Origin of the sequence: Chryseobacterium sp. CBo1 (assembly GCF_001693475.1) — a bacterium.
Lineage (GTDB): Bacteria > Bacteroidota > Bacteroidia > Flavobacteriales > Weeksellaceae > Chryseobacterium > Chryseobacterium formosense.
In genome coordinates this window covers 1-25,248 of record NZ_MAUH01000070.1, presented here as the reverse complement: position 1 = coordinate 25,248, position 25,248 = coordinate 1, and the positions used below count along the sequence as shown (strand labels likewise).

Genomic DNA, 25,248 nt, shown 5'->3' with positions numbered 1-25,248 from the left:
TTGAGAGTTTTAACTATTAAATTTTAAACAAAATTAAAAATAAATATGATATTAATCCTCTTTTTTATTCAAAACTTCATCCACAAAAACTCTTCGGCTTACAGCATCGTAAGATTCTGTTTCTCCGAGTTCTACAAGATCTTTTCCTGCGGACGTTCTCATTGAATAATTGGCAAGATTTCCTGTTCTTCTGCAAATCGCATGAACTTTGGTAACATATTCTGCAGTCGCCATCAAATTAGGCATCGGTCCGAAAGGTCTTCCCAAAAAATCCATATCGAGGCCGGCAATTACCACTCTGATTCCGCTGTTTGCCAATTGATTGGCTACATCTACAATGCCTTCATCAAAAAATTGAGCTTCATCAATTCCCACAACATCGCAATTGGAAGCCAACAGCAGTATTTCATTAGGATTTTCCACCGGGGTGCTGCGAATTTTATTCTGATTATGAGAAATTACGTCCTCATCAGAATATCGCACATCTATTTTTGGTTTAAAAATTTCCACATTCTGCCCCGCCATTTCTGCTCTTCTCAGCCTTCGGATCAACTCTTCGGTTTTTCCGGAAAACATTGAGCCACAAATAACTTCCATCCAACCGCTTTGTTTGGAATGATTAATTGTATTTTCTAAAAACATTTGTTAAATTAGCCGTAATATTTTAACCTCAAAAGTAAGCAAATTTTAACAAGAATCTACGATGCAGAACATTCAAGATTTACAGGAAAAGATTTTTTTTGAATCCAGAAATCTATTAGATATTTTGGGCAAAATAAACAATGTTGACGAGCTGATTTCAAAGCATGATCTGATTAATGATCTCGCTGAAAAAACTTCTTTTTTAAAATTGCTTCACAAAAATCTGGAGCATTACAACGGCGAAAATATCGGTTTTTCTGATAATGCATTGCTGAATGATGAGCCTGTAACTGAGGAAGAAGCTATTTTTAACAATGAATTAAATGAAATTGGTGAAAATTATCCGGAAACAGATAATGAAATTTCTACAGAAGAACAGGAAGCCATTTTTGACCATCAACTGACTGAAATCATCGAAAGTGATTTCCATGAAAATATGGTAAACCTCGCAGAAGAAAACCAGCCTGAAGCGGATGCGAATTTTGTTTCGGACGAGATTTCTGATCATTTGCAACTTGAGGAAGAGGCCGTTTTCAATAATCAGTTAAATGAAATTGATGAGGACGAAGAACCGGAAAATACGGATCAGGTTCTGAGTTTTGTAGATGAAGAGCGCATTTTGGAAGATTCTCAGCCCGAAAATGATGATGATCTTGATGAAAATATTTTTGATCAGCCGGTTACTGAAGAGGAAGAGGTTTTCAATGATCAGTTAAATCAAATTGCTGAAAATGAGATTCTTTCTGAAGAAAAAGAAGTTATAGAAGACATTTTTGAGGTTGAACAAAATGAAGATGAAATTCTGATTGAAGAAACCGAAACCGAATATCAGTCTAATGAATTCAACCATAATCAGGAAGAAATAATCACTGAAAACTCTAATGTAGAAGTAATTTTAACCGAAATAAAAAAAGATTCAGAAGCTGAAATTGTTGGTGAAAAAACAGAATTAAAACCTGAAGACTCAGAAAGAAGAAAGATTGTTGAAATAGAAAAACCGGAGGCTGAAATAGACCAGGAAAATCTTAAATCAGACGAAAGCTTTGAAAACATTGAAGCATATCGTCAGGAAAAGAAGATAAAATTAGCGAATATCAGAGGGTTAAAAAATATTCAGACTTTGTTTGATGATGATCCTTTGGAAAGAGAAACTCCGCATGAAAAAGTTGAAATTCCTGTGGTAAAAGAAGACACCGGAAGTTTGATTAAAACAAATATTCCTACAGATTTTATGGAGGCTGAAAAGCTAAGACCAGAATTCAGACTAGATCTGAACGACAGAATTGCATTTACAAAAGTTTTGTTTGGCGGGAGTCAATCGGATTTAAATAATGCCATGACGGAACTGAACAGCTGCAGAAATCTGGAAGAAGCAAAAGAATATCTAAGTGATCTTTATTACGCAAAAAGCTGGGATAAAGTGGATGAATACGCACAGAGACTGTGGATTTTGGTAGAAAATAAGTTCGCGTAAAAACTTAAATGAATAAAACGATAACAATTTTCGGAAAACAAATAAAACTTAGAAGGATTCTGTTTTATAGTATTTTTATTGTTATTTTTTCTATTTACAGTTTTGTTGAAAAGCCTTTTATTAAGTCAATTTATCTAAAAAGTGACATTGAATATTTTGCAAATAATCATTTTTGGAAAATTTATCTTGTAATTATTATTTTCTTTTTACTATTCGGATTTTTCAAAATTGAAAAAAGTAAAGAAGCAATAGGAGGATTTCTTCTCGCAACCATATTTTTTTTAATAGTTGGTTATGTTTGGCTCAATCATTTTATTACAACGCAAACTTTATTTTTAAATCAGATAAAATCTGTTGAAAAGAAAAAGGTTGTTTATCAGGTTTTTAATCACGATAAAATAATTTCACTTAGCAATAAGACTAACGAAGAATTTATTTTCGATGATAGTTTTACAGAGAAAATAGATAGAAAAAGAAAAATGAACCAACAAAAATCTTTATCACAATTAAAACATGGGGATACCATAAATGTGTTTTATGATAAAGGCTTGTTTGGATTCAAATATTTGAATTAATGAGCGGTATACTGTATTTTGTTCCGACACCCGTCGGAAATCTTGAAGATATGACTTTCAGAGCGATTAATACGCTGAAAGAAGTAGATTATATTTTGTGTGAAGACACGAGAACTTCGGGAATTCTCCTGAAACATTTTGAGATTTCGAAACCTCTAAAATCTTATCATCTTCACAACGAACATCAGGCGACAGAAAAAGTGATTGCTGACCTGAAAAATGGTCAAAATATCGCCATTATAACCGACGCAGGAACGCCAGGAATTTCAGATCCCGGTTATTTGCTGGCAAAAGCAGGAGCAGATCATGATCTTGAAATGATTTGTCTTCCCGGTGCAACAGCTTTGATTCCGGCTTTGGTGGTTTCCGGATTACCCAATAATGAATTTCTTTTTGCAGGTTTTCTTCCGCAGAAAAAAGGCAGACAAACGAAGCTTAAACAATTGGCTGAAGAGAAAAAAACAATTGTTTTGTATGAAAGTCCGCACAAGATCAATACAACTTTAGAGCAAATCAAAGAATTTTTCGGTGAAGAAACAAAAGCAAGCTTAAGCAGGGAGATTTCCAAAAAATTTGAAGAAACTAAGAGAGGAACAATCAATGAATTAATAGAATTTTCTAAAAGTAAAACTTTAAAAGGTGAGATTGTTTTAATTGTCAATAATTCTGTAAAATAATTTCATTGAAAAAACTTATTTTTATACTTCTGTCCGGCTTTTTTTCTGCACAAACCAATCAATACAAAGAAATTCTTTTATCTAAACAGCTTGGAAAAGAAGTACATTCATATTCTAAAGGGTATGGTATTGTATCTGACGCTAAAATCTCATCATCTTCCATCATAGATTCTTTGGGAAATATTTCATTTAATTATCCTTTTAAAAGTGAAATTCTCCGACTCTCGAAAGACAGATTCATTCTGCAAGTAAAAGATGGAGATGCCATCGGAAAAACGGCTTTGATTGATGCTAAGGGAAATCAGTTGATCCCATTAGATAAATTTAAATATAAAACCTGGGAAAATAAAGACCGTTTAATTGTATCACGAGATGGAAAAGACGGTGTTTACGACTACAACGGAAAAGAAATTATTCCTTTTCAGGATAAAATAGAATTTGCGAACGAAAGCAGATTTTTCATTAAAAGAGATAAACTTTGGTTTATTTATAATTTTGACGGACAACAGGTTTCTGAAAGAGAGTTCAAAGAAAACCTGAGATTTTACAAAGGAAAAGTATATTTAAATACAGGAACCAAAACCGGAGAAGTGGTTGATATTGATGGTAAAACAGTCAGTCAGTTTTCAGATCATTACATTGAAGATATTAATGGTTTTCCTTTTTTAATAACGAAAGATATTGCCAAGAATAAGTATGGGATTGTAGATGAAAATGAGCAGGTTTTAGCAGAAAACATTTACGAACAGGCTTATGTAGGGAGAAATTATATTTACCTTATTAAAGATAATAAAGTAAGTGTCTTTGATAAAACACAAAAAAAAGTTTTCCCTACCGAATATCATTATGTGAATCATTTATTCAATGGCAATTTTAAGACGCTTAAAGATTATAAAAATCCTAAAATTGCTGTTATTAAAGTGAGTGGTGAGGTGATTTTACCAAAAGAATACGACGTTGTAGAAAGTTTTAAAATAAAAGGTGAAGATTATGTTTTTGTAAGCAAAGACAATGAGGAGAAGCTTTTAGATAAAAACTTTGAAAGTGTTTTGAAAGATGGCTTTCAGATTGAGAAAATCTTTTTTAATAATGTCATTGTTAAAAAAGAAGAAACGTATTATAAATTTTCGCCGAAAGATAAATCTTATACGCCGATTAAAGATATTGTTTCGATAAAGCCATTTCAGTTTTACCCTGCCATTATCTGTAAAAATAAAGAAAATCTTTACGGAATGCTTGATGAGGAGGGAAAAGAAATTGTTCCTTTTATCTACGATGATATCGTAAGTTTTCTTTCCGGAGATGAAGTTGTAGTACAAAAAGGAGATAAGTTTGGAGTTACCAATCTCAAAAATGAGCCTCTTAAAGAGGTGGTTTATGATAAATATTCTGCAGATAACAAAAAACTTACCCTTACAAAAGACAAGGAGTCGGAAGTTATTGACTTTAGTTCTTCCGAAGACAAAGTAATGTTTTAGAAAACCTTTAGTTTGTGAATTTAAAATTCGCAAAGACAAATTATCTATATTTGCAAACCGAATAATTTATTTATTACACTCAATTTTTTTAAAAAATAAATAATCATTATATGAAACTATTAGAAGGAAAAGTAGCGCTAATTACCGGAGCTACAAGAGGAATCGGAAAAGGTATTGCCGAAATTTTTGCCCAGCAAGGTGCAAAAGTGGCTTTTACTTATGCCGGATCTGTAGATAAAGCGAAAGAATTGGAAACTGCTTTAAGTTCTGTAACTCAAATTAAAGGTTATCAGTCTGATGCTTCAGATTACGATGCAGCGCAAAAATTGGTAGATGATGTAATGGCTGAATTTGGTAAAATTGATATTCTGGTAAACAATGCAGGTATTACGAAGGATAATCTTCTGATGAGAATGTCTAAAGAAGATTGGGATACTATTATCAAAGTAAATTTAGATTCTGTATTCAACCTTACAAAGGCGGTAATTAAGCCAATGATGAAGGCAAAATCAGGTTCTATCATCAATATGACTTCTGTAGTGGGAGTAAAAGGAAATGCAGGACAGGCAAATTATGCAGCTTCAAAAGCCGGTGTGATTGGTTTTACCAAATCTATTGCTTTGGAGCTGGGTTCAAGAAACATCCGTTGCAACGCAATTGCTCCGGGATTTATTGAGACTGAAATGACAGCCGCTTTAGACGAAAAAACAGTTCAGGGATGGAGAGACGGTATTCCTTTAAAAAGAGGAGGACAACCTGAAGACGTGGCAAATGCATGTGTATTCTTAGGGAGTGAAATGTCATCTTATATTTCCGGTCAGGTTTTAAATGTTGACGGTGGAATGTTGACTTAATAAGATTTAAGCTAAATATTCGATCCCTCTCATAAAGCTTATGAGAGGGATTTTTTATTCTGCATTAATGTAATTTCTCAACCAGATCTGAAGATCTTTTTCTGGGGAAAGATTGATTTTTTTTCTGAAGTTATAACGGTTATTCTCAATAGTTTTTACCGCTTTGAAGGTATAATCTGCAATCTCTTTTGTCGTAAAACCTAAATAGATGTATGCTGCAAAAGTAAGCTCGCTGGGTTTTAAAGCTTCATTTAGTTTGAGCATTTTAGCCTGAAATTTCGGATAAACTTCCTGAAATCTGGTATAAAACGAAGGATTATTGTCTTTTGCGAGTTGTATTACTTCATCAAAAGCTTCATTAAGCTGCTGTTTCAGTTTGTTAGATTCCTGTTCCTGCAGTTCTTTTTCTTTGATAAGTTTTTCGGTTATTTCAATTGTTTTTTGAGTTTTATGCTTTGATTTTTTTAAAAGATAAATGATGAAACCTGTGATGATGATAAGTAAAGAAATGATAATGAATGTTGTCCTCCAGGTATTTTTTACTTCCTCATCATGCTTTATTTTTTCTTCTTTCATAACTTGATTAAGAGCGAAATCACGTTCTTTCTTCATTCTTTCATCGAGCTCATTGTGTATTTTAAGATAGAGATCCTGGTAATATTTTGCTTCACCGGAAATTCCCTGTGAGATTTTAAGCTCGGCAATTTTCCTGTACAGTTCGCTCAGAATATCTGGGAAATTATTGTGATCGAAGTTTTTTAAAGCCTGATCATAAAATTTTTGAGCTTCGGAATAATTTTTCTGTGAAGCATAAAGATTTCCCAAACCCATCAATGATTCAATTTTACAAGGATGTTCATTCTCCTTAAAATATTCCAATGATTTGTTGTAATAATTCTTTGCAGAATCGATCTTATTTTGTTTCAGATAATAATTTCCATATCCCAAACAGGAGCAGCCATTTTGAACATAATCATCTTTAAAATCAATTGTTTTCAGAATCTTATTTTCTTTTTGCAAAAAATAGAACATAGAATCCGGCTTATTGATGTTCTCATAAATATAGCTCAGGTTAGAATATGCAGCACTTTCAGTAAGTAAATCTGTGGGAGTTTTCTGTTTTTTACCGTCTAAAATCTCCAGTGCTTTCCGATAATGCTTAAAAGAGAGAGTATAAAGCTCTAAAAGCAGATAATTACTGCCTAATAATGAAGAAATTCGGGCTGAATGCGTTTCGTCCGTTTCCAGGTAATCAGAATATTTTTGTGCTTGCTTGGCATAATCAATACTTTGTTTAAATTTGGCCTGATCATAATAATAGGAAGCAAGATAAAAATATCCGTACGATAATCCTTTCTCATATTGAGATTGCTTTGAAAGCTTAATGATCTTTTCTGAATAATTTAAAACATTGTTTGATTTTCCGGTTATATAAAACTGTTCTGTGCTTTTTATAAGCCGATCTGCTTCTAAGCTAGAATTTGTATTCTGCGCATGAAAAAAACATGACCAGAGAATCATAATCAGCACGAGCCTGATGGAGAAAAAATATATTATTTTCAATTGATTTGTGTTTTTTATTAATACAATAAGACAGCAAAAACTAATTGTTAAAACAAACAGTTAATTTTCAAATTGTTGATTGTAATGTAAGGAAAAATCAAAGGCAATTTTTATGCCATTGAATTCTTAATAAATGTAAGAATATTTGGAAGAAGAAGTTCAATCTAAAAGAAAAAAAATCCGGACACTTTTAAACCCTACAGGCCAAAATATCCGGAGATTCTTTTTTCATCATTTGTGTTCTTAACTCTGAATTGAACAATGCAAATAGACAGAAATTCGAAAAAAAATGCAAAAATACAGCCCCTCAATTAGCCCTCTAGTTCGGTTAATGCTTTAAACAGGGAGTTTTCCATATGGTTAAAAATTATTGCTGTAAAATGAAGCAAAAAAGGTTTTAACGAAATTTAACTATTAAAAACTTGATTTTCCTGTTCCTGAACTCTGATAAAAGTCGTTCTTTTTGACAATTCTTTCAATGTAGAAGCTCCTACATAAGTGCAGGTTGAGCGAACACCACCCAAAATATCTTTCACAGTTTCTGAAACAGAACCTTTGTAAGCAACCTTCACGGTTTTACCTTCTGAAGCTCTGTATTCTGCCACACCTCCTGAATGTTTATCCATTGCTGTTTTAGAACTCATTCCGTAGAAGAGTTTGAATTTTTTACCGTTTTCTTCCACCATTTCGCCACCGCTTTCGTCATGACCGGCAAACATTCCGCCCAACATCACAAAATCGGCTCCGCCTCCAAAAGCTTTGGCAACATCTCCGGGAACTTTACAGCCTCCATCTGCAATGATGTGGCCTTTCAAACCATGCGCTGCATCGGCACATTCAATAATGGCAGAAAGTTGCGGATAACCAACTCCGGTTTTTACTCTCGTTGTACAAACCGAACCTGGCCCGATTCCGACTTTAATAATATCTGCACCGACTAAAAGAAGCTCTTCCACCATTTCTCCGGTTACGACATTTCCTGCCATAATAATTTTATCGGGGAAATTTGTTCTTGCTTTCTTCACAAATTCAACGAAATGCTCAGAATAACCATTGGCAACATCTATACAGAGAAACTCGATTTTTGGGTGCTTTTCCATGATGGTTTTTATTTTCTCCTCATCAGATTTTCCGGTTCCGGTGCTCAAAGCAATATACTGATGAATTTCTTCAGGTTGATTATTTAAAAAGTTGCTCCATTCTTCCGGAGTGTAGTGTTTGTGAATAGCCGTGATGATCTTATCTTTTGCTAATTCAGCAGCCATTTCGAAAGTTCCGACTGTATCCATATTGGCGGCAATGATGGGAGTTCCTGTCCATTTTTTTTTGGTATGTCTGAAGGTGAATTCTCTTTCAAGATTTACTTCAGAGCGGGACTTTAATGTTGAACGTTTGGGTCTGAACATTACGTCTTTGAATCCCAGTTTTATATCATATTCTATACGCATATTTTGGAAAATTATTTTACTTAAAATTAAGCAAAAGATTTTTAGAAATCTCGAAAGAAAATGTTTTATAAAATATTTATGAGTGATGCAAAAAATGATTTCCCACGGATTGCATGGATTTTCACGGGTGATTGAGAATGTAATTGCCACGAATGCACGAATATTTTAAAATATAAGAGTAAATAATTTGTGCATTCGTGGCAAAAACGGCATGAATTGAATAAAAAATATGAACGGAATTATTAAGAAATTCTGAACAAACATTTAGCGCAAACATCCGTGCAAATCTGTGGGAAATTTATTCACAAAATCTGTATCATCATCATTTGAAATATCCTATTTTTGGTTTCATGGATTTTCCTGTTACCTTTCAGATTTTCGGTAAAACGATTTTGGCGCATCCTATTTTTGAAACCATCGGGATTTTCATCGGGATGCGGTATTATTTTTATTTAAAAAGGAAATCAAAAGAAAAACTGTCCTTCAATACTTCTGCAGCGGTATTAATTGGAGCAACGGCAGGAGCTTTAATCGGTTCAAAGCTCATCGGAAATCTTGAAAATTCGTACACATTATTCGAAAATTTCAACTTTAAAAGATTTTGGACAAATAATACCATTGTTGGAGGTTTGGCTTTTGGATTGATAGGTGTGGAATGGGCAAAAAAAATTGTGGGTCACAAAGAAAGCACAGGAGATTTAATTGTTTTTCCTTTAATTTTGGCAATGATTATTGGTAGAATTGGGTGTTTTCTGACTGGAGTTCATGAAGAAACGTACGGAATTCCCACAGATTTTATTTTCGGAATGCATTTGGGCGATGAATATCTGAGACATCCTGTCGCTTTGTACGAAATTGCTTTTCTCATTATTTTATGGATCATTTTAAAGGCTGCTCAGAATAAAAATAAGTATCCTTCAGGTTTTGTTTTTCAATTATTTATGCTGAGCTATTTCAGCTTTAGATTGATGTTGGATTTTATTAAACCAAGAATAGAAATAATAGGAAATTTAGGAACGATACAGTTGGTTTGTATTGGCGTGATTTTTTATTATTTCTTGAAACTGAGAAAAACAAAAGTTGTAACTTCACTTTAAATATCAAATCATGAAATTTTTAACCTTACTTGAAGTCGGTGGTTTGGAAGGTCTTGTGATAATGATTATCGGAATCATTGCCATTGTGCTTTTCGTTGTTTCGTTGGTGATTGGGGCGATTACAAAAGTCATTTATGAATGGGACAATACAAAGAAATTTTCAACAGGTCAGTTTTGGAAAACTGTTCTGATATCAATGCTTATCGGTGGTTTGATAAGCGGTTTTGTTTGTGGTGGAATGTAAATCAAAATTATGCCGGTACGAAATTATACTTATTACGATTATACGATTAGTCTTTGCCCGGAATGTCTGAAAAGGGTAGGAGCAAAGATTATCATTGAAGATGAAACGGTTTTCATGACTAAAAGATGCCCTGATCATGGATTTTTTAAGACTAAAATTGCTTCTGATGTTCAATATTACAAAAATATCAGAAACTACAATAAAGCCTCAGAAATACCTGTACATTTCGGAACCGATGTAGAATACGGATGTCCTTACGATTGTGGTTTGTGTATTGATCATGAGCAACATAGCTGTCTTTCGATTGTGGAAGTGACGGATCGGTGCAATCTTACTTGTCCGACCTGTTATGCGATGTCTTCACCGCATTACGGAAGTCACAGAACTTTGGAAGAAATTGAAGCGATGTTTGATATCATTGTTAAAAATGAAGGTGAACCGGATGTTGTCCAGATTAGTGGAGGCGAACCGACCATCCATCCTGAGTTTTTTAAAATCATGGATATTGCAAAGACAAAACCGATCAAACATTTAATGCTCAATACAAACGGAGTAAGAATTGCCAATGACCCAGGTTTTGCGGAAAAACTAGCGACTTATGCACCGGAATTTGAAATTTATCTTCAGTTTGATTCTTTTAAACCTGAAGTTTTACAAGATTTCAGAGGTAAAGATTTGACAGATGTGAGAATGAAAGCTTTGGAGAAATTGAATGCTTTAAATCTTTCTACAACGCTTGTTATCGTTCTTCAGAAAGATAAAAATATTGATGAAATCGGTAAGATCATCGATTTTGCTTTAAAACAGAAATGCGTCCGAGGAATTACCTTTCAGCCTGTAGAAATTGCGGGAAGAAACAGGGAAGACTCTGCGCATGAAAAAATTACATTGACGGAAGTAAGACAGGAAATTTTAAACCAGTTTCCGCTTTTGAATGGCGATGACATTATTCCCGTCCCGTGTAATCCGGATGCTTTGGCGATGGGTTATATTTTAAAACTGGAAGGAGAAACCATACCTTTGACGAGATACATCAATCCCGCAGATTTGCTGAATAATGAAACCAGAAATACCATTGTTTATGAACAGGATACCGGATTGCAGATGCAACTTCTTGATATTTTCAGTACGGGAATTTCTGTGGATAAAGTTCAGCCTAAAGTAAATCAGTTATTGTGCTGTCTTCCTGAAGTTTCGGCCCCGAATTTAGATTATGATAATCTGTTCAGAATTATTATCATGAATTTTATGGATGCTCATGATTTTGATGTTCGTGCTGTGAAAAAATCCTGCGTTCATATTGTGAATAAAGATTTAAAAATGATTCCTTTTGAGACGATGAATCTCTTTTACAGGGATGATAAGGTTAAATATCTGGAAGAACTGAGGAAAGATGATAAAGTTTTGTTTTAGATAAAACAGGGTATGAAAATTATCTTTTCACACCCCATAAATTTATTTTACCTCTCAAATCAAAGCCTAGTTTTTCATAAAGTTTCTTTGCTCCGAGATTATTTTCTGCAACATGAAGGAAAGGTGTTTTGCCATCTTCGAATATTGTATTGGAAACAAATGCGACCAATTGCTTGGCAAAGCCTTTTCCCAGATAATCTGGGTCTGTAATGACGGCACTTACTTCTGTCATATCATTCATCTGCATTCTCTGACCTGTTACAGCAACAAGTTTTTCATCTTTAAAAATACCGAAATATCGCCCTAATTCCGGAGTTCTGCTTTTGAAATAATGCGGATAAAACTTTTTAACAAAAACCAATAATTCTTCATGGTTTTCATGTTGAAGTTCAACAATTTCTTCAGTATAATCAAGCTCAATTTTGTTTTCCAAAACGTATTGATCACAAACAAGCTGAGACATTTCTGTTTTAAATTCTCCTAACTCAGGTTTTGCTCCGAAAATAAGAAAATCATCACAGATCTTTGCATAGTCTGTGATATCATTTTCTTTTGCAACGTTTAATGACCCGCCAAAAGCAGCAACTTCAGGATTATAAAACTTAGAATCTCCGAAGTTTAAGCAAAACTTTTTATGATATTCATTAAGTGAATGATATACAGGGTTATCTAATTTTTCGTACATTATTCAAAATCCATTACATCACGAAGTGTATTCATATATTCATAAGCGGTCATATCAAACTTTACAGGTACAATTGAGATATATCCGTTTGCCAAAGCTGTTTCGTCTGCATCTTCAGATTCATCCATATTGTTGAAATAACCGGTAAGCCAGTAATATTTTTTACCATGCGGATTGATTCTCTCATCAAAACTTTCTTCCCATTTTGCATGAGCCTGCTTGCAAATTTTCACCCCTTTTATTTCTTCTTTTAAAAGTTTAGGAATGTTTACATTGAGCACAACACCTTTAGGCATCGGGTTTTCCAAAGTTTTTCTGACAATATTTTGAATGTATTCTTTTGCCTGCGTAAAATCTGCTTCCCAGCTGAAGTCTAAAAGTGAGAACCCAATTGAAGGAAGACCTTCTACACCGCCTTCTACGGCTGCAGACATCGTTCCCGAATAAATTACATTAATCGAAGAATTGGCGCCATGATTAATTCCGGAAACCACAATATCCGGTCTTCTCGGAAGTATTTTATCTAAGGCCATTTTCACACAGTCAACCGGAGTTCCGCTGCACGAAAAATCTCTTTGAGGACCGTCTAAATGCACTTCTTCATAGCTTAATGTAGAGTTGATCGTAATGGCATGACCTTTTCCGCTTTGAGGCGAATTGGGAGCTACCACAATAACTTCTCCAATTTCATTCATAAATTCTACTAAGTTTCTGATACCCGGAGCCGTGATTCCATCGTCATTTGTAACCAGAATTAGGGGTTTTTCCATATTGTATATTTAATTTTAACAAATATATGAATAAAGCATTGCTCTAAAAACAGCTTCAATTTAATTTATGGTCAACAAATTTTGCACAGATAATCAAAGGATTACCGTTTCATATGTTTTATTATTAAAAAAAACTGAAATTTAACGGTTATTTCTAAATAAGGTATTAAATTTGATAGTTTGTAACAGCCGTTGAGTTTTAGAGACTTATTGGCAAACCATTTTTATTAAATAATATTTTATACTCTAAAGATTTATGTGGAAAAATTTTAAACTAAATAAATTTTTACTCTTTATTCCATTAACAAGTCTTATGTTTTGTTTCAATTCGCCTAAAAATGATGACGAAAAAATGCAGACGATAATGGTGAGCGTTAAAAACACTCTTTCATACTTACATTACAGCCCGAAACCTATTAATGATGCTTATTCAAAAGATGTTTACAAGCATTATTTTGAAATGATTGATCCCGGAAAAAGATATTTTCTGCAGTCGGATATGAACGAATTTGGCAAGCATGAAACAAAGCTTGATGATTATATCAATCAGGGTGATCTGCAGTTTTATAAACTTACAGTAGACCGATTGTACCAGAGAGTGGATGAAATAGATAAGATGACACAGGAAATCTTCAGCAAACCGATCAATCTGGAAGAAGATGAAACCCTTATTCTTGAATCTAAAATTAAAAAAGTTCCTGCAGACCAAAAGGAACAATATAATGAGTGGAAAAAATTTATCAAATACAATATCCTTCAGGAAATTGAATCAATGAACAGCAAAGAAGAAGCTCAGAAAGAGAAGAAAGATTCTGTACAGAAATTTAAATTAAAAGATACCATAAAACTGGAAATTCTTTCGCCTCAGCAAAAGCTTACAAAAGCAACGGATGAGGTAAAAGATTTGGTGAAAGAAACTTTTACGAGATTTAAGAAGAGAAAAAAAATGGATTGGTTCTCGGTGTATATGAATGCCTATACAGAAGTTTTTGATCCACATACCAACTATTATTCTCCAAAAGACAAAGAAGATTTTGATACTCAGTTTAAAGGAAAAGTAATAGGAATCGGTGCAATCATTCAGGAGAAAAAAGGCAACCTTTATCTAGGTGCACTTTCAATTGGGGCTCCTGCCTGGAAATCTAAAAAACTATCCGACGGCGATAAAATTTTGAAAGTAAAGTCTAAACCGAATGAAGAAGCGGTAAATGTAGTAGGAATGCTTTCTGATGAGGCCGTTCGATTAATAAGAGGAGAAAAAGGAACTCCGGTTACGTTAACGGTTCAGAAAAAAGATAAAACGATTATAGAAGTGACGATGATTCGTGAAGAAGTAGCTATTGAAGACACTTTTGCGAAAAGTATTATCGTAAATTCTCCCAACGGAAAAAAATACGGATTTATCAACTTACCAGGATTCAACGCCGATTTTGAAGATGAAAAAGGAAGAAATGCTTCTGATGACATCAAAAACGAAATTATCAAATTAAAAGCTGAAGGAATTGAGGGGGTTGTTTTAGACCTTAGGAATAACGGAGGTGGTTCGTTGACAGAAGTTGGGGATATTATGGGATTGTTTATGAATGCAGGTCCTTATGTACAGGTAAAAGATAGTAACGGAAAAATCCAGACGTTGAAAAACAAGCAGGAAACTCCGATCTGGACCGGACCTTTAGTGATTATGCAGAACGAGATTTCAGCTTCAGCATCAGAAATTTTGGCAGGTGCAATGCAGGATTACGGAAGAGCGGTAATTGTTGGGTCTCCTCAATCTTACGGTAAAGGTACAGTACAGACTTTTGTTGATCTGAACAGATTCTTAAATACGGAAGATGATTTCGGTTCTTTAAAACTGACGATTCAGAAATTCTACAGAGTTACAGGAGAATCAAACCAGAGAAAAGGAATTGTTTCTGATATTCAGATGAAAGATTTCTTCACGTATGCAGAAATTGGTGAGAGATACGACGATTTTGCTTTGGCATGGGATAAAATTCCGAGTGCTAATTTCCAGAAAGTAAATTATTTTGATGTGAAAGCTTTAGAAAAAGCAAGCAACGACAGAATGGCTAAGAATGCAAACTATCAATTGTTATTGGAGTCTGCACAATGGAGAGAGCAGCTGGATAAGGAAGAAAGCATTACATTAAATATCAATAAGTTTAATGAATTGATGAAGCAGAGAAAAGCTCAGATTGAAAAATTCAAAAAGCTTACGAAATATGATAACGGATTGAAATTTGCCATGTTCCCTGCAGAAATCGAAAGAGAGAAAAAGGATGAGGTTTTCAAAAAGAAATCTGAAATGTGGGTAAAAAACCTAAGAAAAGATACCTATCTTCAGGAAGCGATGAACATCATTGCAGATATGAAAACGAAGCAATAAAAACTGATTAATAAAAGAAAAAACCACTAACGAAAATTAGTGGTTTTTTTGTGCTTAAATTTTATGTGGATTATTTTTTATTGCAAAAGCAAAAAAGATTTTAATACCTCTTTAGTAAACTAAAAATTTACAAAAAGAATTAGTTTCTATTTTGTGACTTAGTAATCTTTCTTTTATCAAGAATTTCTTTTGCCTCTTTTGCGGTAAAATAAATCTATTTAATCTCAATACAACCCACTCTTCCGCCTGCGTTTCCTGTTGGCTGGGTCTGAAAATCGTCTTTATCGGCATGAATGATTAAACCTTTTCCGATAATGTTTTTGCTTTCTTCCACGCAATCAAGACACCATTTATCGGTTTTAAAAGTGAGTTTTGCATTCCCGTCTTTATCAGCTTCAAGATTTCCGATATCGCCCATGTGGAATTGATTTTCGCCCCATTTTCCATGATTGTGGCTTCCGGGATTCCAGTGTCCTCCTGCAGATGCTGCATCGGGAGCAGAGCAATCTCCTTTCTCGTGAATATGTACTGCGTGAATTCCCGGTGTAAGCTTGGTCACGTCAAGATTTAGAATTACTTCATTTCCATCTTGGGTAAATTTTGCTGTTCCGCCGGTTTCTGTTCCGCTTTTTGCGATGATGTTGTACGTTTTTGATGTAGAGCAGGAAACAGCAAATAATGTGCATCCTGCAAGAAGTAAAAGCTTTGTTGATTTCATTTTAATAATATTTTAGTGATTAATATTCTAGTGTTATTTATCTAAAATTAAAAAATACTGCTCAGTCATACAAATCTACCGTTCAGTCACAAAAAACTTAAAGAATAAAGTTTTAGATATAGATTTGTAAGCAAATAAACAGCCATGAAGACCATTTATTCTAAAAATCTTTGCTTTTTTACCCTTTTTGTCTGCGTTCTGCATTTTTCTCAGAACGTGAAAATTACGGGCAGAGTAAGTTACAAAAATAAAGGAATCAGCGCAGTAGATGTTACTCTGAAAGATACTTATGATGGTGCAACTACCAATAAAGAAGGTTTTTTTACTTTTGAAACTTCTGAAAAAGGAAATCACACGCTTATATTTTCGCACACTAAGTACATTGGTTCTGAAAAAAATATAACAATATCGGATCAGGATTTAAATATCAATATAGATTTAAAAGAACAGGTAAACGAAATCGATGCTGTGGTGATAACGGCGGGTTCTATCGAAGCCAGTGACAAAAACAGGTCGGCAATTATCAGTCCGCTGGATGTTTATACAACGGCTGGTTCGGATGCGCAGATTTCTTCTTACCTTACCTATCTTCCCGGTGTTCAGAAAGTCGGCGAGACAGAAGGGCTTTTCATCCGTGGAGGAACCGGAACTGAAGCCAAGATTTTTATGGACGGAAGCTTGGTTAATAACTATTTCTCCAATTCTGTTCCCGGAATTGCAGGCCGTGACCGTCTGAATACGTCTTTATTTAAAGGAAATGTATTTTCCAGTGGTGGATATTCTGCGCTTTACGGACAAGCCCTTTCCGGAGCCTTAATGCTTGAAAGTGTAGATTTCCCTGATCAAAGCTCTTACGATTTTGGCGTTTCTCCTATATTTTTGAATGTCGCCCTTCAAAGAGTAAATGATGATAAAACATTTTCTTTCGGAGCGAGTGCAGGATATTCGAACTTAAAACTGATGCAGGAAGTTTTTAATTTTAATACTGATTTTAATGCAGCTCCGAGCGGTTTCAATGGTGATTTTAATTTTAGAATTAAAACAAAATCCGGCGGTGTGCTGAAATATTACGGAATGTTCAATACCGATGCAATGGGAGTGAAAACTGCTGGTTTAGATTCAGATTCACAATATTCTTTGGTGAAATTGAGAGGTAAAAATACATTTCATAACCTTTCATTCAGACAAAAGTTAGGAAGATATCTTCTCAATGTCGGAAGTTCATATTCTTTTAACCGCTCAGACCTTAATTTTTCAACAGAATCGGATGAGGTTCAATCTGCACCTACAAGATTGCTGAATGATGGGAATTATCTTAATTTTAAAACTGTTTTAGAGAGAAAGATGAATAGAATAAGCGCAGTGAGAGGAGGTTTTGAACTCAATTATGCGAATGAAGAGCTTTCGATCGAAGATGTAAACAAAGGTTACAGAGATTTGATTTCTTCGGCTTTTGTGGAGACAGATCTTGGTTTCAGCAATAGATTTTCGGCAAAAATCGGAGCCAGAGCTGAGTATTCATCTTATCTGAAAGAAAGCAATTTTGCCCCACGATTTGCTCTTGCCTATCGTTTAGCTAAAGACTGGACAACCTCATTTGCTTACGGAATTTTTTACCAAAATCCTGAAAGCAGATACATCAATTCTGCGGCACAATTAGATTTTCAGCAGTCACAGCATTATATTTTTCAGGTTCAGAAAACTGCGGAAGGCAGAAGTGTGAGATTGGAGGCATTTTATAAAAAATACAATGATCTAATCAAGGTACAGAATATTGCTAATATTCCGGGTCAGTATCAACCTGTACAAACTGCTGTTAACAATAATGGTGATGGCTATGCAAAAGGTGCAGAGCTTTTTTGGAGAGATAAGAAAACCATTAAAAATATTGATTACTGGGTAAGCTATTCATATTTGGATTCTGAAAGGGATTTTATGAATTATCCGATGCGTTTAAAACCGGGTTTTGCATCTCAGCATACATTATCGGTCGTTGCCAAAAGATTTTTCCCTGAAATGAAATTCCAGACCAATCTTTCATTCAATTATGCTAAAGGACGACCTTATTATGATATTATTGCTGATAACGGAGAGAATATCATTCGAAATGAAGGAAGTCTGAAAGATTTCAGCTCAATTAATTTAAGTTTTAATTATCTTCCGAATATCGGAAAAAAAGATGCAAAAGCATTTACCGTTCTTGTATTGAGTGTTTCGAATGTCTTAGGAAGAAAAAATATTTACGGATACAACTTTTCAAGTGACGGAAATTTCAGATCAGCCATTGTTCCGCCGGTGAATACCTTTGTTTTTGTAGGAATGTTCATCAGCTTTGGGGTCGATAAAACAGAGGATGCGATTAACAATAACCTTTAAATTTACTTTAACCGCAAATCGCAGATTAGACGAAGTCAAAAGTAACAAAAGCTTTTTGACACATGAGTTACATTAGTTTAGCTAAAATAATAACGTTGATAAGAACACATAAGTTTTTGAAAATCTTAGATTTTCTTTTAATAAATCACTTAAAAACAATTGTGGTCATAGCTGAGTGAAACGCCTTTGCGAACGAAAAATATCCTCATTTATTTAAATAAAATCTTTGCGCACTTTGCGTTTAAAAATTATAAATATCAAACATTAAAATTTTAAAAATCATGAAAAAATTAATTTTAAGTTTTGCTTTAAGTATGTTTAGCTTAACTGCTTTTGCACAGAATCAGTACGAAAAAGTAATGACAGAAAAAATTGCCAAAATTGAAGCCTGTAAAACGCCCGAAGACTTCAATGCTTTAGCAAACGACTTCCAGAGAATTGCAGATAAAGAAAAAGGGAAATGGCAACCGAGCTATTACGCTGCGTTTTCACACATTCAGAAGGGAAGAGTTTTAATGCGAGAAAATAAAATGAGCGAACTTGACGCTGTTGCAGATCAGGCTCAGAAATTTGTAGATCAGGCTGAAGAAGCAGATAAAAATAATTCTGAGATTTATCTTCTTCAAAAAATGATTTACTCTCTGAAAATGATGGTAAACCCGATGGAAAGATACATGACTTTCGGAACGAAGGCAGATGAAACACTGAAGAAAGCCGAACAGCTAAATCCTCAAAACCCGAGAGTAACTTTGATTAAAGCCGAAGACGTATATTTCACACCTGAACAATTTGGCGGAAGTAAAAAGAAAGGAATGGAGTTATTTCAATCTGCTTTAGAGAAATTCAATTCATTTAAACCAAAAACGTCTTTAGATCCTAATTGGGGAAAATCTGAAGCTGAATATTTCCTGAGTCTGCCTGCGGAAAAATAAATATCTATTTTTGTCTGCAATAACCTTTCTATTAATGCTTATTTAAGCCGGAAACCCATTATGAAACGGAAGAATTTTATAACCTTAGCGTGGATATCTCTAGGAACATCGATGTTTTTCTTTTTTGCATTTACAAATGAGAAAACGTTCGAAAATTTCATGCTGACCATTCTCATTTCTTTCATGTACTCGTTTGTTCTGGGTGCAGGAAACGGCTTGATAAACGATTATCTCAACAAAAAGTTTCCATGGTCTGAAGCAACGACTAAAAGAGGAATTATCAGCATTGTCGTTATTCTGATTGCTAATATTATTCTGGTTTATTTCTGTAATTACATGAATTTTGTTGTTTTTCAGAAAGCGGCGACAACAGAAGAGTATTTTACGGGCAGATACAATTTTATCAATTGGTTTACCATCAATGTGGCGCTTCTGATCTCTGCTTTTCTTCATGCAAAAGGTTTTATGGACGAATTGAAAAAAACGTCTAAAAAAGAAGTTGTAGAGCAGAAATTAATTGCAAAATCAGCAAATGCCCAGTTTGAAAGTTTAAAAAACCAGCTCGATCCTCATTTTTTGTTTAATTCTTTAAATGTTTTAAGTTCGCTGATCGACGAAAATCCTGTTCAGGCTCAGAAGTTTACCGCTTCCATGTCAAAGATTTACCGGTATGTTCTGGAGCAGAAAGATAAAGAACTGGTTACTGTCGAAGACGAAATTGAATTTGCAAAAATCTACTGTGATTTGCTGAAAACAAGATTTGAGGACAGCGTGAATTTTGATTTTAACGTGGATAAAGAGAGCCTGAAAAGATTTGTAGTTCCGCTTTCTTTGCAGTTGCTTTTGGAGAATTGCATTAAACACAATTTAGCAACTTCTTCAAAGCCTTTGGTGATCAAAATTTTTACGGAAGGCGATACTTTATGCATTGAAAATAACCTGCAGATTCGCGAGCAGATCAAAGAAAGTGCGGGAATAGGTTTGGCAAATATTGTTCAGCGGTATTCTTTACTCACAAAAAAGAATGTTTTTATTGAAAAGTCTGAAGATTATTTTAAAGTAAAAATTCCAATTCTTAATGAGAAGCCAAATCTTGTTTTGAATAAAGAAGATGAAAACAAAGCCTATCTAAGAGCTCAAAAACGCGTAAAAGAGATTAAAAGTTTTTATGCAAACCTTACCTCATATTGCATCATCATTCCTTTTTTAATTTTTGTAAATCTTTATACTCAAAATAAGTATCATTGGTTTTGGTGGCCGCTTTTAGGATGGGGAATCGGGGTTGCTTCCCATGCATTTCAGGTTTTTGGGATCGGGCAATCTTGGCAGGAAAAGAAGATTCAGGAAATTATGGACAAACAAAAAAACAAACATCATGGAAAAATTTGACGAAAACGATATTCATTATCAGCAAGCTAAGAAACAGGTCGAAAGACTGCGGGGTTTTTACGGACATCTCTTTTCTTATGTGGCAGTAAATATCATGATTGCCTTCTTTAATTACAGCAATTTGGCTCCCAATGAAAGCTATTTTCAGTTTAAAAACTTTTTCACAGCCATTTTTTGGGGAATCGGACTTTTAGCGCATGCTTTATTTGTTTTTTTGCCACGTTTCGATTTTGCAAAACGTTGGGAAGAAAAGAAAATCCGGGAGTTTATGCAGAAAAATAAAGAAGAATGATAAAACTAATTCTTATCTGAAAATTAAAATGATATTTAAAAGCAAATCCCGATTTCAATTGAGTCGGGATTTTTACTGTTCAGTATTGAAAAATTACAGCTCAGTCATATATAGTTGAATCGAGCATTGTTATCGACCTAAATTTGACTCAAGAAAACAAACAAATAATAATTCTAAAACAAAACATCATGGAAAATTTATCATTCAACAAAGAAAATTTAGCGTACGAAAGAGCTGCAAAAAGAGTAAGAGACCTTAAAGGTTTTTACGGAAATCTTACTTCTTACTGTTTAGTTATTCCTTTTTTGATTATTTTAAATTTTTTAACATCACCAAATCATTTATGGTTTTACTGGCCAATGTTGGGTTGGGGAATCGGAATTGCAGCACACGCCGTAAACACTTTCGGGATCGGAAAAGATTGGGAAGAAAAGAAAATAAAAGAATTGATGGAGGAGGAAAGAAAGAATTCAAAATCACTTTAATTAATCATCAATAAAAACTTATTATCATGAATTATAACAGCGCACAAAAAAGAGTAAAAGAACTGAAATCATTCTACAAAAACTGTATGTGGTTTGGAATCGTTGCCTTGTTCATATTTTTCCGAAGACTCATGAAAAGCGGAGATTTGTCTCAATCAATATTTAACGGATCTATTATTTTGACGGTTTGGGGAATTATTTTAGCTGTAAAAGCCGTAAAACTTTTTGTTTTTGATGCTGAATGGGAAAACGAAATCATTGAAGAAGAACTTAAGAAGACCAAAAAGCCGATTAATTTTTAAAACTGAAAAGATTTAATTATTTTTATTTCGGAATAAAACTAAAACCAAAGCTCAATGATAAAAACGGTCATTATAGAAGACGAAAAACCCGCTGCAAGAAAACTGGAAAGAATGCTGAACGAATTTCCTGACATTGAAGTGCTTGCGAAAATAGAATCGGTGGAAGAGGGGATTGCCTGGTTTTCTGAAAACGAACATCCACAGCTCATTTTTTCGGACATCGTTTTGGGAGATGGTCTTTCGTTTGATATCTTCGAGAAAATTTCTACGAAATCGTTTATCATTTACACCACAGCTTTCGATCAATACACTTTGAAAGCTTTTAAACTCAACAGCATCGACTATCTTCTGAAACCCATTATGGATGAAGATCTTTCGGGCGCGATTGAAAAATTTAAATCATTTCTTCCTTCAGATCAGTTGGTAAATTCGGATGATATTAAACAGATCATTAAAAAAGAAAAAACTACACTTTCAAGAATTCTGGTAAAGATCGGTTATAATCTGAAAATTGTTCAAACCCACGAAATCAGCTGTTTTTACAGCGAAAATAAAATCGTTTATCTGCAGACTCAGGACAGAGCTTATCCTTCAGATTTCACTTTAGATGAATTGACAGATGTGCTTGATGATAAGAAGTTTTTCCGCGCAAACAGACAGTTTATTATTAATTCGGATTACATCAAAAATATTCATACGTCACCCAATTATAAAGTGGAGCTCAACTTCCAGCCGCAGGAAGAAATTACAGTAAGCCGCGAACGGGGGAAGGATTTTAAAGATTGGCTGGTAAATTAGAATAAAAAAGAGGTCTGAATTTCTTCAAACCTCTGGCGATAATTATTTTTCAATTTCCTTTTCCAGCTTATAACCATATTTTTCAACTAAGATATAAGTTAGAACCACAAGAATGATACTTATCGTTAATCTCGAATTCTCGGGATGTACAATTTCCTGATAAAGATTGTATCCTAAAACTGCAGATACTACTGCAATTAAAACCTGATTTACATAAGCGTACTGATTTTTCAAAGAAGTTTTCATAATGATGTTTTTTATTGTTATTTATCAGGTAAGTATCACAATCTTAAATATGTTACAACAAATGAAAGTCCGGAAATATTGAAAACCTTATTATAAATGAATGTTTAATCTGCTGAATTTATTTCATTAAACTAATATTTGTAAGACCACCATCCGAAAGAATTTCTGTTCCTACAATAAAAGATGATTCATCTGACGCTAAAAATACAGCAGCATTTCCGATATCAGAAGGCAATCCCTGTCTTCCGATGGGTGTAATATCTATCCAGGTTTGTTTCACCTGGTCCAAATGTTCTTCCGGTACCATTTTCCCGAAAACCGGTGTGTCAATAGAACCGGGAGAAAGGGCATTCACTCTTATTTTTCGTGGAAGTAAATCTAAAGATAAGCCTTTTGCCAATGATATTATTGCTGCTTTTGCCGCCGAATAAATCGCCATTCCGGGTGCAGCACGATGAGCAGCACTGGAACCAATCAAAATAACCGAAGCTCCGTCGTTAAGGTATGGAAGTGATTTTTGGACCGTGAAATAGGAACTTTTTAAATTTAAATCCATATATTTATCGTAGCTCTCTTCTGTAACCTGGTCAATTGTACCCATCGCTACACCATCTACTACGCCTCCTGCATTGACGACCAATACATCTATTTTACCAAACTTTTCGAAGGTGTGTCTAAAAGTGTTTTCTAAATCATCAAGATTCGTGACATCTCCTACAATACCTATAAAATCTGTGCCCAAAGCTTCAACAGAATTATTCAGAGTTGCTTTATTTCTTCCGGTAATAGTGCCAACTGCTCCTTCGTTTTTAAAAGCTTCTGCAATCCCAAATCCGATACCGCTGTTTCCACCTGTAACAACGGTTACTTTATTTTTTAATCTGTTCATTTTTATTACATTAATTATAAGCCAAAAATTCCTCCTGAAACGGCGATCTGTTCACCGGTAATCCATCCTGCATCGTCCGAAGCAATAAATACAGCCACTTTTGCAATATCTTCCGGCTGTCCGGTTCGTCCGAGTGGAGTTGTAGATATAAGTTTTGCTTCAAATTCACTTCCGATAAAACCTGCGCTGTGAGATCCTTCTGTTTCTACAACACCCGGCAATATAGAATTGATGCGGATATTTCTTCCTGAAAACTCTTTTGAAAGCGCAACTGTAAAAGCATCTAACGCCGTTTTCGTAGCAGAATACACCGAACCTGTTGGCAACGGAGAACGGCTCGCTCCTGAACTGATATTGATGATGTTTCCTCCTTTTTCACCAAATAATTTTAATGCCGACTGAATCGCAAAAACAGATCCTAAAACATTAATGTTGAATTGCTGATGAAATGTTTCAGCGGTTACCTGTTCGATAGGTTCATAATTATAAATTCCGGCGTTGTTTACTAAAATATCCAGTGTGCCAAAAGCATTTTTGATTTCGTCAAAAAGTCTGATGACATCAGTTTCTTTCGAGACATCGCCCTGCACAGCCATTGCAGTTCCGCCATTGTTGGTAATCTCATTCACAACTTTATCTGCATCTTCTTTACTCGAAGCGTAGTTTACTACTACTTTTGCGCCTTCTGCTGCAAAATATTTAGCGATTGATGCTCCTATTCCTTTTGAAGCGCCAGTAACTAAAGCTACTTTATTTTTCAATTTGTCCATCGTTCTTATCTGTTTTAAAATTCTGAGACAAAATTATTATATATAAATTTATTTTGGTAACTTTGTAACGAAAAGTAACAGTAACGACGAAGTAACGTTGTAACATAAAAGTAACCACCTATGAGTTGTCAACCCTTAAAAACAGATGGTCATAAAAAAGAAATGATGGCCGTACAGGACTCGATGGATGTATTGAGCGGGAAATGGAAAATATCCATTATTTCATCAATTTGCTATTATAATAAGAGAAGATTTTCTGATATCCTCAACGACGTAGTAGGGATTTCTAATAAAATGCTGAGCAAGGAATTGAAAGAGCTGGAAGTCAATAAATTAATTAAACGAACGGTTTTAGATACTCAACCTATAACAGTACAATATGAACTTACAGCGCATGGTAAATCTCTGCAGACAATCATAAATAATCTGACAGATTGGGGAATAAAACATAGAAAAGAAATCATTGGAGGAGACAATAAAATTTCTAACGATTCTGAGCCGAATTTTGCTTTGGCTGAAAATGTTGAAGGTTAATAGTTTTAATTAAAATCTTGATAATTAATTATCGGAATTCCCAACCGATTTCTAGATTATAAACATAAAAAAGACCTGAAAAGGTAGTCATGGTCGGAAGATTTTTCTTCCGACTTTTTTGTGTTTTAGTAAAACAAGAAATTGTTTTAATTAATTGATTATCAAATATTTATGTTGTTTTTTTAGTTTAAATTTTGTATCTTTATCACTG

The 25,248-nt window shown here is 34.2% G+C and carries 26 protein-coding genes; 17 read left to right on the top strand and 9 right to left on the bottom strand.

What is annotated here, in order from left to right:
• Window positions 1-51: 51 nt before the first annotated feature.
• Complete coding sequence (locus BA768_RS19750) at window positions 52-642, bottom strand: thymidine kinase (protein ID WP_034672883.1); 591 nt, start codon at window positions 640-642, stop codon at window positions 52-54.
• Window positions 643-703: 61 nt separating this feature from the next.
• Here BA768_RS19750 and BA768_RS19745 point away from each other — a divergent pair, with 61 nt between their 5' ends.
• The 5 genes from BA768_RS19745 (at window position 704) to fabG (ending at window position 5,700) form a co-directional block, all read left to right on the top strand.
• Window positions 704-2,116, top strand: a complete 1,413-nt coding sequence (locus BA768_RS19745) for a hypothetical protein (protein WP_065722116.1) — start codon at window positions 704-706, stop codon at window positions 2,114-2,116.
• An 8-nt stretch (window positions 2,117-2,124) separates the two neighbouring features.
• Window positions 2,125-2,691, top strand: coding sequence for a hypothetical protein (locus BA768_RS19740; protein WP_065722115.1), 567 nt, complete (start codon window positions 2,125-2,127; stop codon window positions 2,689-2,691).
• Window positions 2,691-3,368 carry a 16S rRNA (cytidine(1402)-2'-O)-methyltransferase gene (rsmI, locus tag BA768_RS19735; protein ID WP_065722114.1) on the top strand — a complete coding sequence of 226 codons (678 nt, stop codon included), beginning with the start codon at window positions 2,691-2,693 and terminating at the stop codon, window positions 3,366-3,368. The genes BA768_RS19740 and rsmI overlap by 1 nt, the downstream gene beginning before the upstream one ends.
• A gap of 5 nt (window positions 3,369-3,373) precedes the next feature.
• Complete coding sequence (locus BA768_RS19730) at window positions 3,374-4,846, top strand: WG repeat-containing protein (RefSeq protein WP_065722113.1); 1,473 nt, start codon at window positions 3,374-3,376, stop codon at window positions 4,844-4,846.
• 110 nt (window positions 4,847-4,956) lie between these two features.
• Entirely contained in the window at window positions 4,957-5,700 is a 744-nt protein-coding gene (gene fabG, locus BA768_RS19725; RefSeq protein ID WP_065722112.1) for a 3-oxoacyl-[acyl-carrier-protein] reductase, read from the top strand.
• A gap of 54 nt (window positions 5,701-5,754) precedes the next feature.
• Here fabG and BA768_RS19720 read toward each other — a convergent pair whose 3' ends face one another.
• Window positions 5,755-7,263: a tetratricopeptide repeat protein gene (locus BA768_RS19720; RefSeq protein ID WP_123947147.1), complete on the bottom strand. Its 1,509-nt coding sequence runs from the start codon at window positions 7,261-7,263 to the stop codon at window positions 5,755-5,757.
• A 407-nt stretch (window positions 7,264-7,670) separates the two neighbouring features.
• Complete coding sequence (locus BA768_RS19715) at window positions 7,671-8,711, bottom strand: GMP reductase (RefSeq protein ID WP_065722110.1); 1,041 nt, start codon at window positions 8,709-8,711, stop codon at window positions 7,671-7,673.
• Between the two features lie 350 nt (window positions 8,712-9,061).
• Here BA768_RS19715 and BA768_RS19710 point away from each other — a divergent pair, with 350 nt between their 5' ends.
• From BA768_RS19710 to BA768_RS19700, 3 genes are read left to right on the top strand one after another with little or no spacing between them, the layout of a single operon-like run.
• Complete coding sequence (locus tag BA768_RS19710; RefSeq protein ID WP_065722109.1) at window positions 9,062-9,808, top strand: prolipoprotein diacylglyceryl transferase; 747 nt, start codon at window positions 9,062-9,064, stop codon at window positions 9,806-9,808.
• A 10-nt stretch (window positions 9,809-9,818) separates the two neighbouring features.
• Window positions 9,819-10,052 (top strand): hypothetical protein, encoded by a 234-nt coding sequence (locus BA768_RS19705; RefSeq protein WP_034672858.1) that lies wholly within the window; start codon window positions 9,819-9,821, stop codon window positions 10,050-10,052.
• Between the two features lie 9 nt (window positions 10,053-10,061).
• Window positions 10,062-11,465 carry a radical SAM protein gene (locus BA768_RS19700; protein WP_065722108.1) on the top strand — a complete coding sequence of 468 codons (1,404 nt, stop codon included), beginning with the start codon at window positions 10,062-10,064 and terminating at the stop codon, window positions 11,463-11,465.
• 19 nt (window positions 11,466-11,484) lie between these two features.
• Here BA768_RS19700 and BA768_RS19695 read toward each other — a convergent pair whose 3' ends face one another.
• Both BA768_RS19695 and surE read right to left on the bottom strand, forming a co-directional pair.
• Window positions 11,485-12,150, bottom strand: a complete 666-nt coding sequence (locus BA768_RS19695; protein WP_065722107.1) for a GNAT family N-acetyltransferase — start codon at window positions 12,148-12,150, stop codon at window positions 11,485-11,487.
• Window positions 12,150-12,920 carry a 5'/3'-nucleotidase SurE gene (surE, locus tag BA768_RS19690; protein WP_065722106.1) on the bottom strand — a complete coding sequence of 257 codons (771 nt, stop codon included), beginning with the start codon at window positions 12,918-12,920 and terminating at the stop codon, window positions 12,150-12,152. The genes BA768_RS19695 and surE overlap by 1 nt, the downstream gene beginning before the upstream one ends.
• A gap of 256 nt (window positions 12,921-13,176) precedes the next feature.
• Between surE and BA768_RS19685 the strand changes: the two genes are divergently transcribed.
• Complete coding sequence (locus BA768_RS19685) at window positions 13,177-15,306, top strand: carboxy terminal-processing peptidase (protein ID WP_065722105.1); 2,130 nt, start codon at window positions 13,177-13,179, stop codon at window positions 15,304-15,306.
• Between the two features lie 214 nt (window positions 15,307-15,520).
• Here the strand turns inward: BA768_RS19685 and BA768_RS19680 are convergent, their stop codons facing one another.
• On the bottom strand, window positions 15,521-16,024 hold the full coding sequence (locus BA768_RS19680; protein ID WP_034672843.1) for a superoxide dismutase family protein: 504 nt from the start codon (window positions 16,022-16,024) through the stop codon (window positions 15,521-15,523).
• A gap of 144 nt (window positions 16,025-16,168) precedes the next feature.
• On the opposite strand from BA768_RS19680, the gene BA768_RS19675 reads away from it, so the two are divergent.
• From BA768_RS19675 to BA768_RS19645, 7 genes are all read left to right on the top strand, one after another.
• Window positions 16,169-18,400, top strand: coding sequence for a TonB-dependent receptor (locus BA768_RS19675; protein ID WP_065722104.1), 2,232 nt, complete (start codon window positions 16,169-16,171; stop codon window positions 18,398-18,400).
• A 281-nt stretch (window positions 18,401-18,681) separates the two neighbouring features.
• Window positions 18,682-19,332, top strand: coding sequence for a hypothetical protein (locus BA768_RS19670; protein ID WP_065722103.1), 651 nt, complete (start codon window positions 18,682-18,684; stop codon window positions 19,330-19,332).
• 159 nt (window positions 19,333-19,491) lie between these two features.
• Window positions 19,492-20,721 carry a 2TM domain-containing protein gene (locus BA768_RS19665; RefSeq protein WP_228388524.1) on the top strand — a complete coding sequence of 410 codons (1,230 nt, stop codon included), beginning with the start codon at window positions 19,492-19,494 and terminating at the stop codon, window positions 20,719-20,721.
• Window positions 20,708-21,013 (top strand): 2TM domain-containing protein, encoded by a 306-nt coding sequence (locus tag BA768_RS19660; RefSeq protein WP_065722101.1) that lies wholly within the window; start codon window positions 20,708-20,710, stop codon window positions 21,011-21,013. The genes BA768_RS19665 and BA768_RS19660 overlap by 14 nt, the downstream gene beginning before the upstream one ends.
• 188 nt (window positions 21,014-21,201) lie before the next feature.
• Window positions 21,202-21,498: a 2TM domain-containing protein gene (locus tag BA768_RS19655; RefSeq protein ID WP_065722100.1), complete on the top strand. Its 297-nt coding sequence runs from the start codon at window positions 21,202-21,204 to the stop codon at window positions 21,496-21,498.
• A gap of 26 nt (window positions 21,499-21,524) precedes the next feature.
• The gene (locus tag BA768_RS19650; protein ID WP_065722099.1) at window positions 21,525-21,800 is read left to right on the top strand and encodes a 2TM domain-containing protein; all 276 of its coding nucleotides are present in this window, start codon (window positions 21,525-21,527) and stop codon (window positions 21,798-21,800) included.
• A gap of 54 nt (window positions 21,801-21,854) precedes the next feature.
• Complete coding sequence (locus tag BA768_RS19645) at window positions 21,855-22,598, top strand: LytR/AlgR family response regulator transcription factor (RefSeq protein ID WP_083206753.1); 744 nt, start codon at window positions 21,855-21,857, stop codon at window positions 22,596-22,598.
• Window positions 22,599-22,640: 42 nt separating this feature from the next.
• Here the strand turns inward: BA768_RS19645 and BA768_RS19640 are convergent, their stop codons facing one another.
• From BA768_RS19640 to BA768_RS19630, 3 genes are all read right to left on the bottom strand, one after another.
• Complete coding sequence (locus BA768_RS19640; RefSeq protein ID WP_065722098.1) at window positions 22,641-22,844, bottom strand: hypothetical protein; 204 nt, start codon at window positions 22,842-22,844, stop codon at window positions 22,641-22,643.
• A gap of 118 nt (window positions 22,845-22,962) precedes the next feature.
• Entirely contained in the window at window positions 22,963-23,733 is a 771-nt protein-coding gene (locus BA768_RS19635) for an SDR family oxidoreductase (RefSeq protein WP_034672826.1), read from the bottom strand.
• 14 nt (window positions 23,734-23,747) lie between these two features.
• On the bottom strand, window positions 23,748-24,503 hold the full coding sequence (locus tag BA768_RS19630) for an SDR family NAD(P)-dependent oxidoreductase (protein WP_034672825.1): 756 nt from the start codon (window positions 24,501-24,503) through the stop codon (window positions 23,748-23,750).
• 120 nt (window positions 24,504-24,623) lie between these two features.
• Here BA768_RS19630 and BA768_RS19625 point away from each other — a divergent pair, with 120 nt between their 5' ends.
• Entirely contained in the window at window positions 24,624-25,037 is a 414-nt protein-coding gene (locus BA768_RS19625) for a winged helix-turn-helix transcriptional regulator (RefSeq protein WP_065722097.1), read from the top strand.
• The last annotated feature ends 211 nt before the right edge of the window (window positions 25,038-25,248 follow it).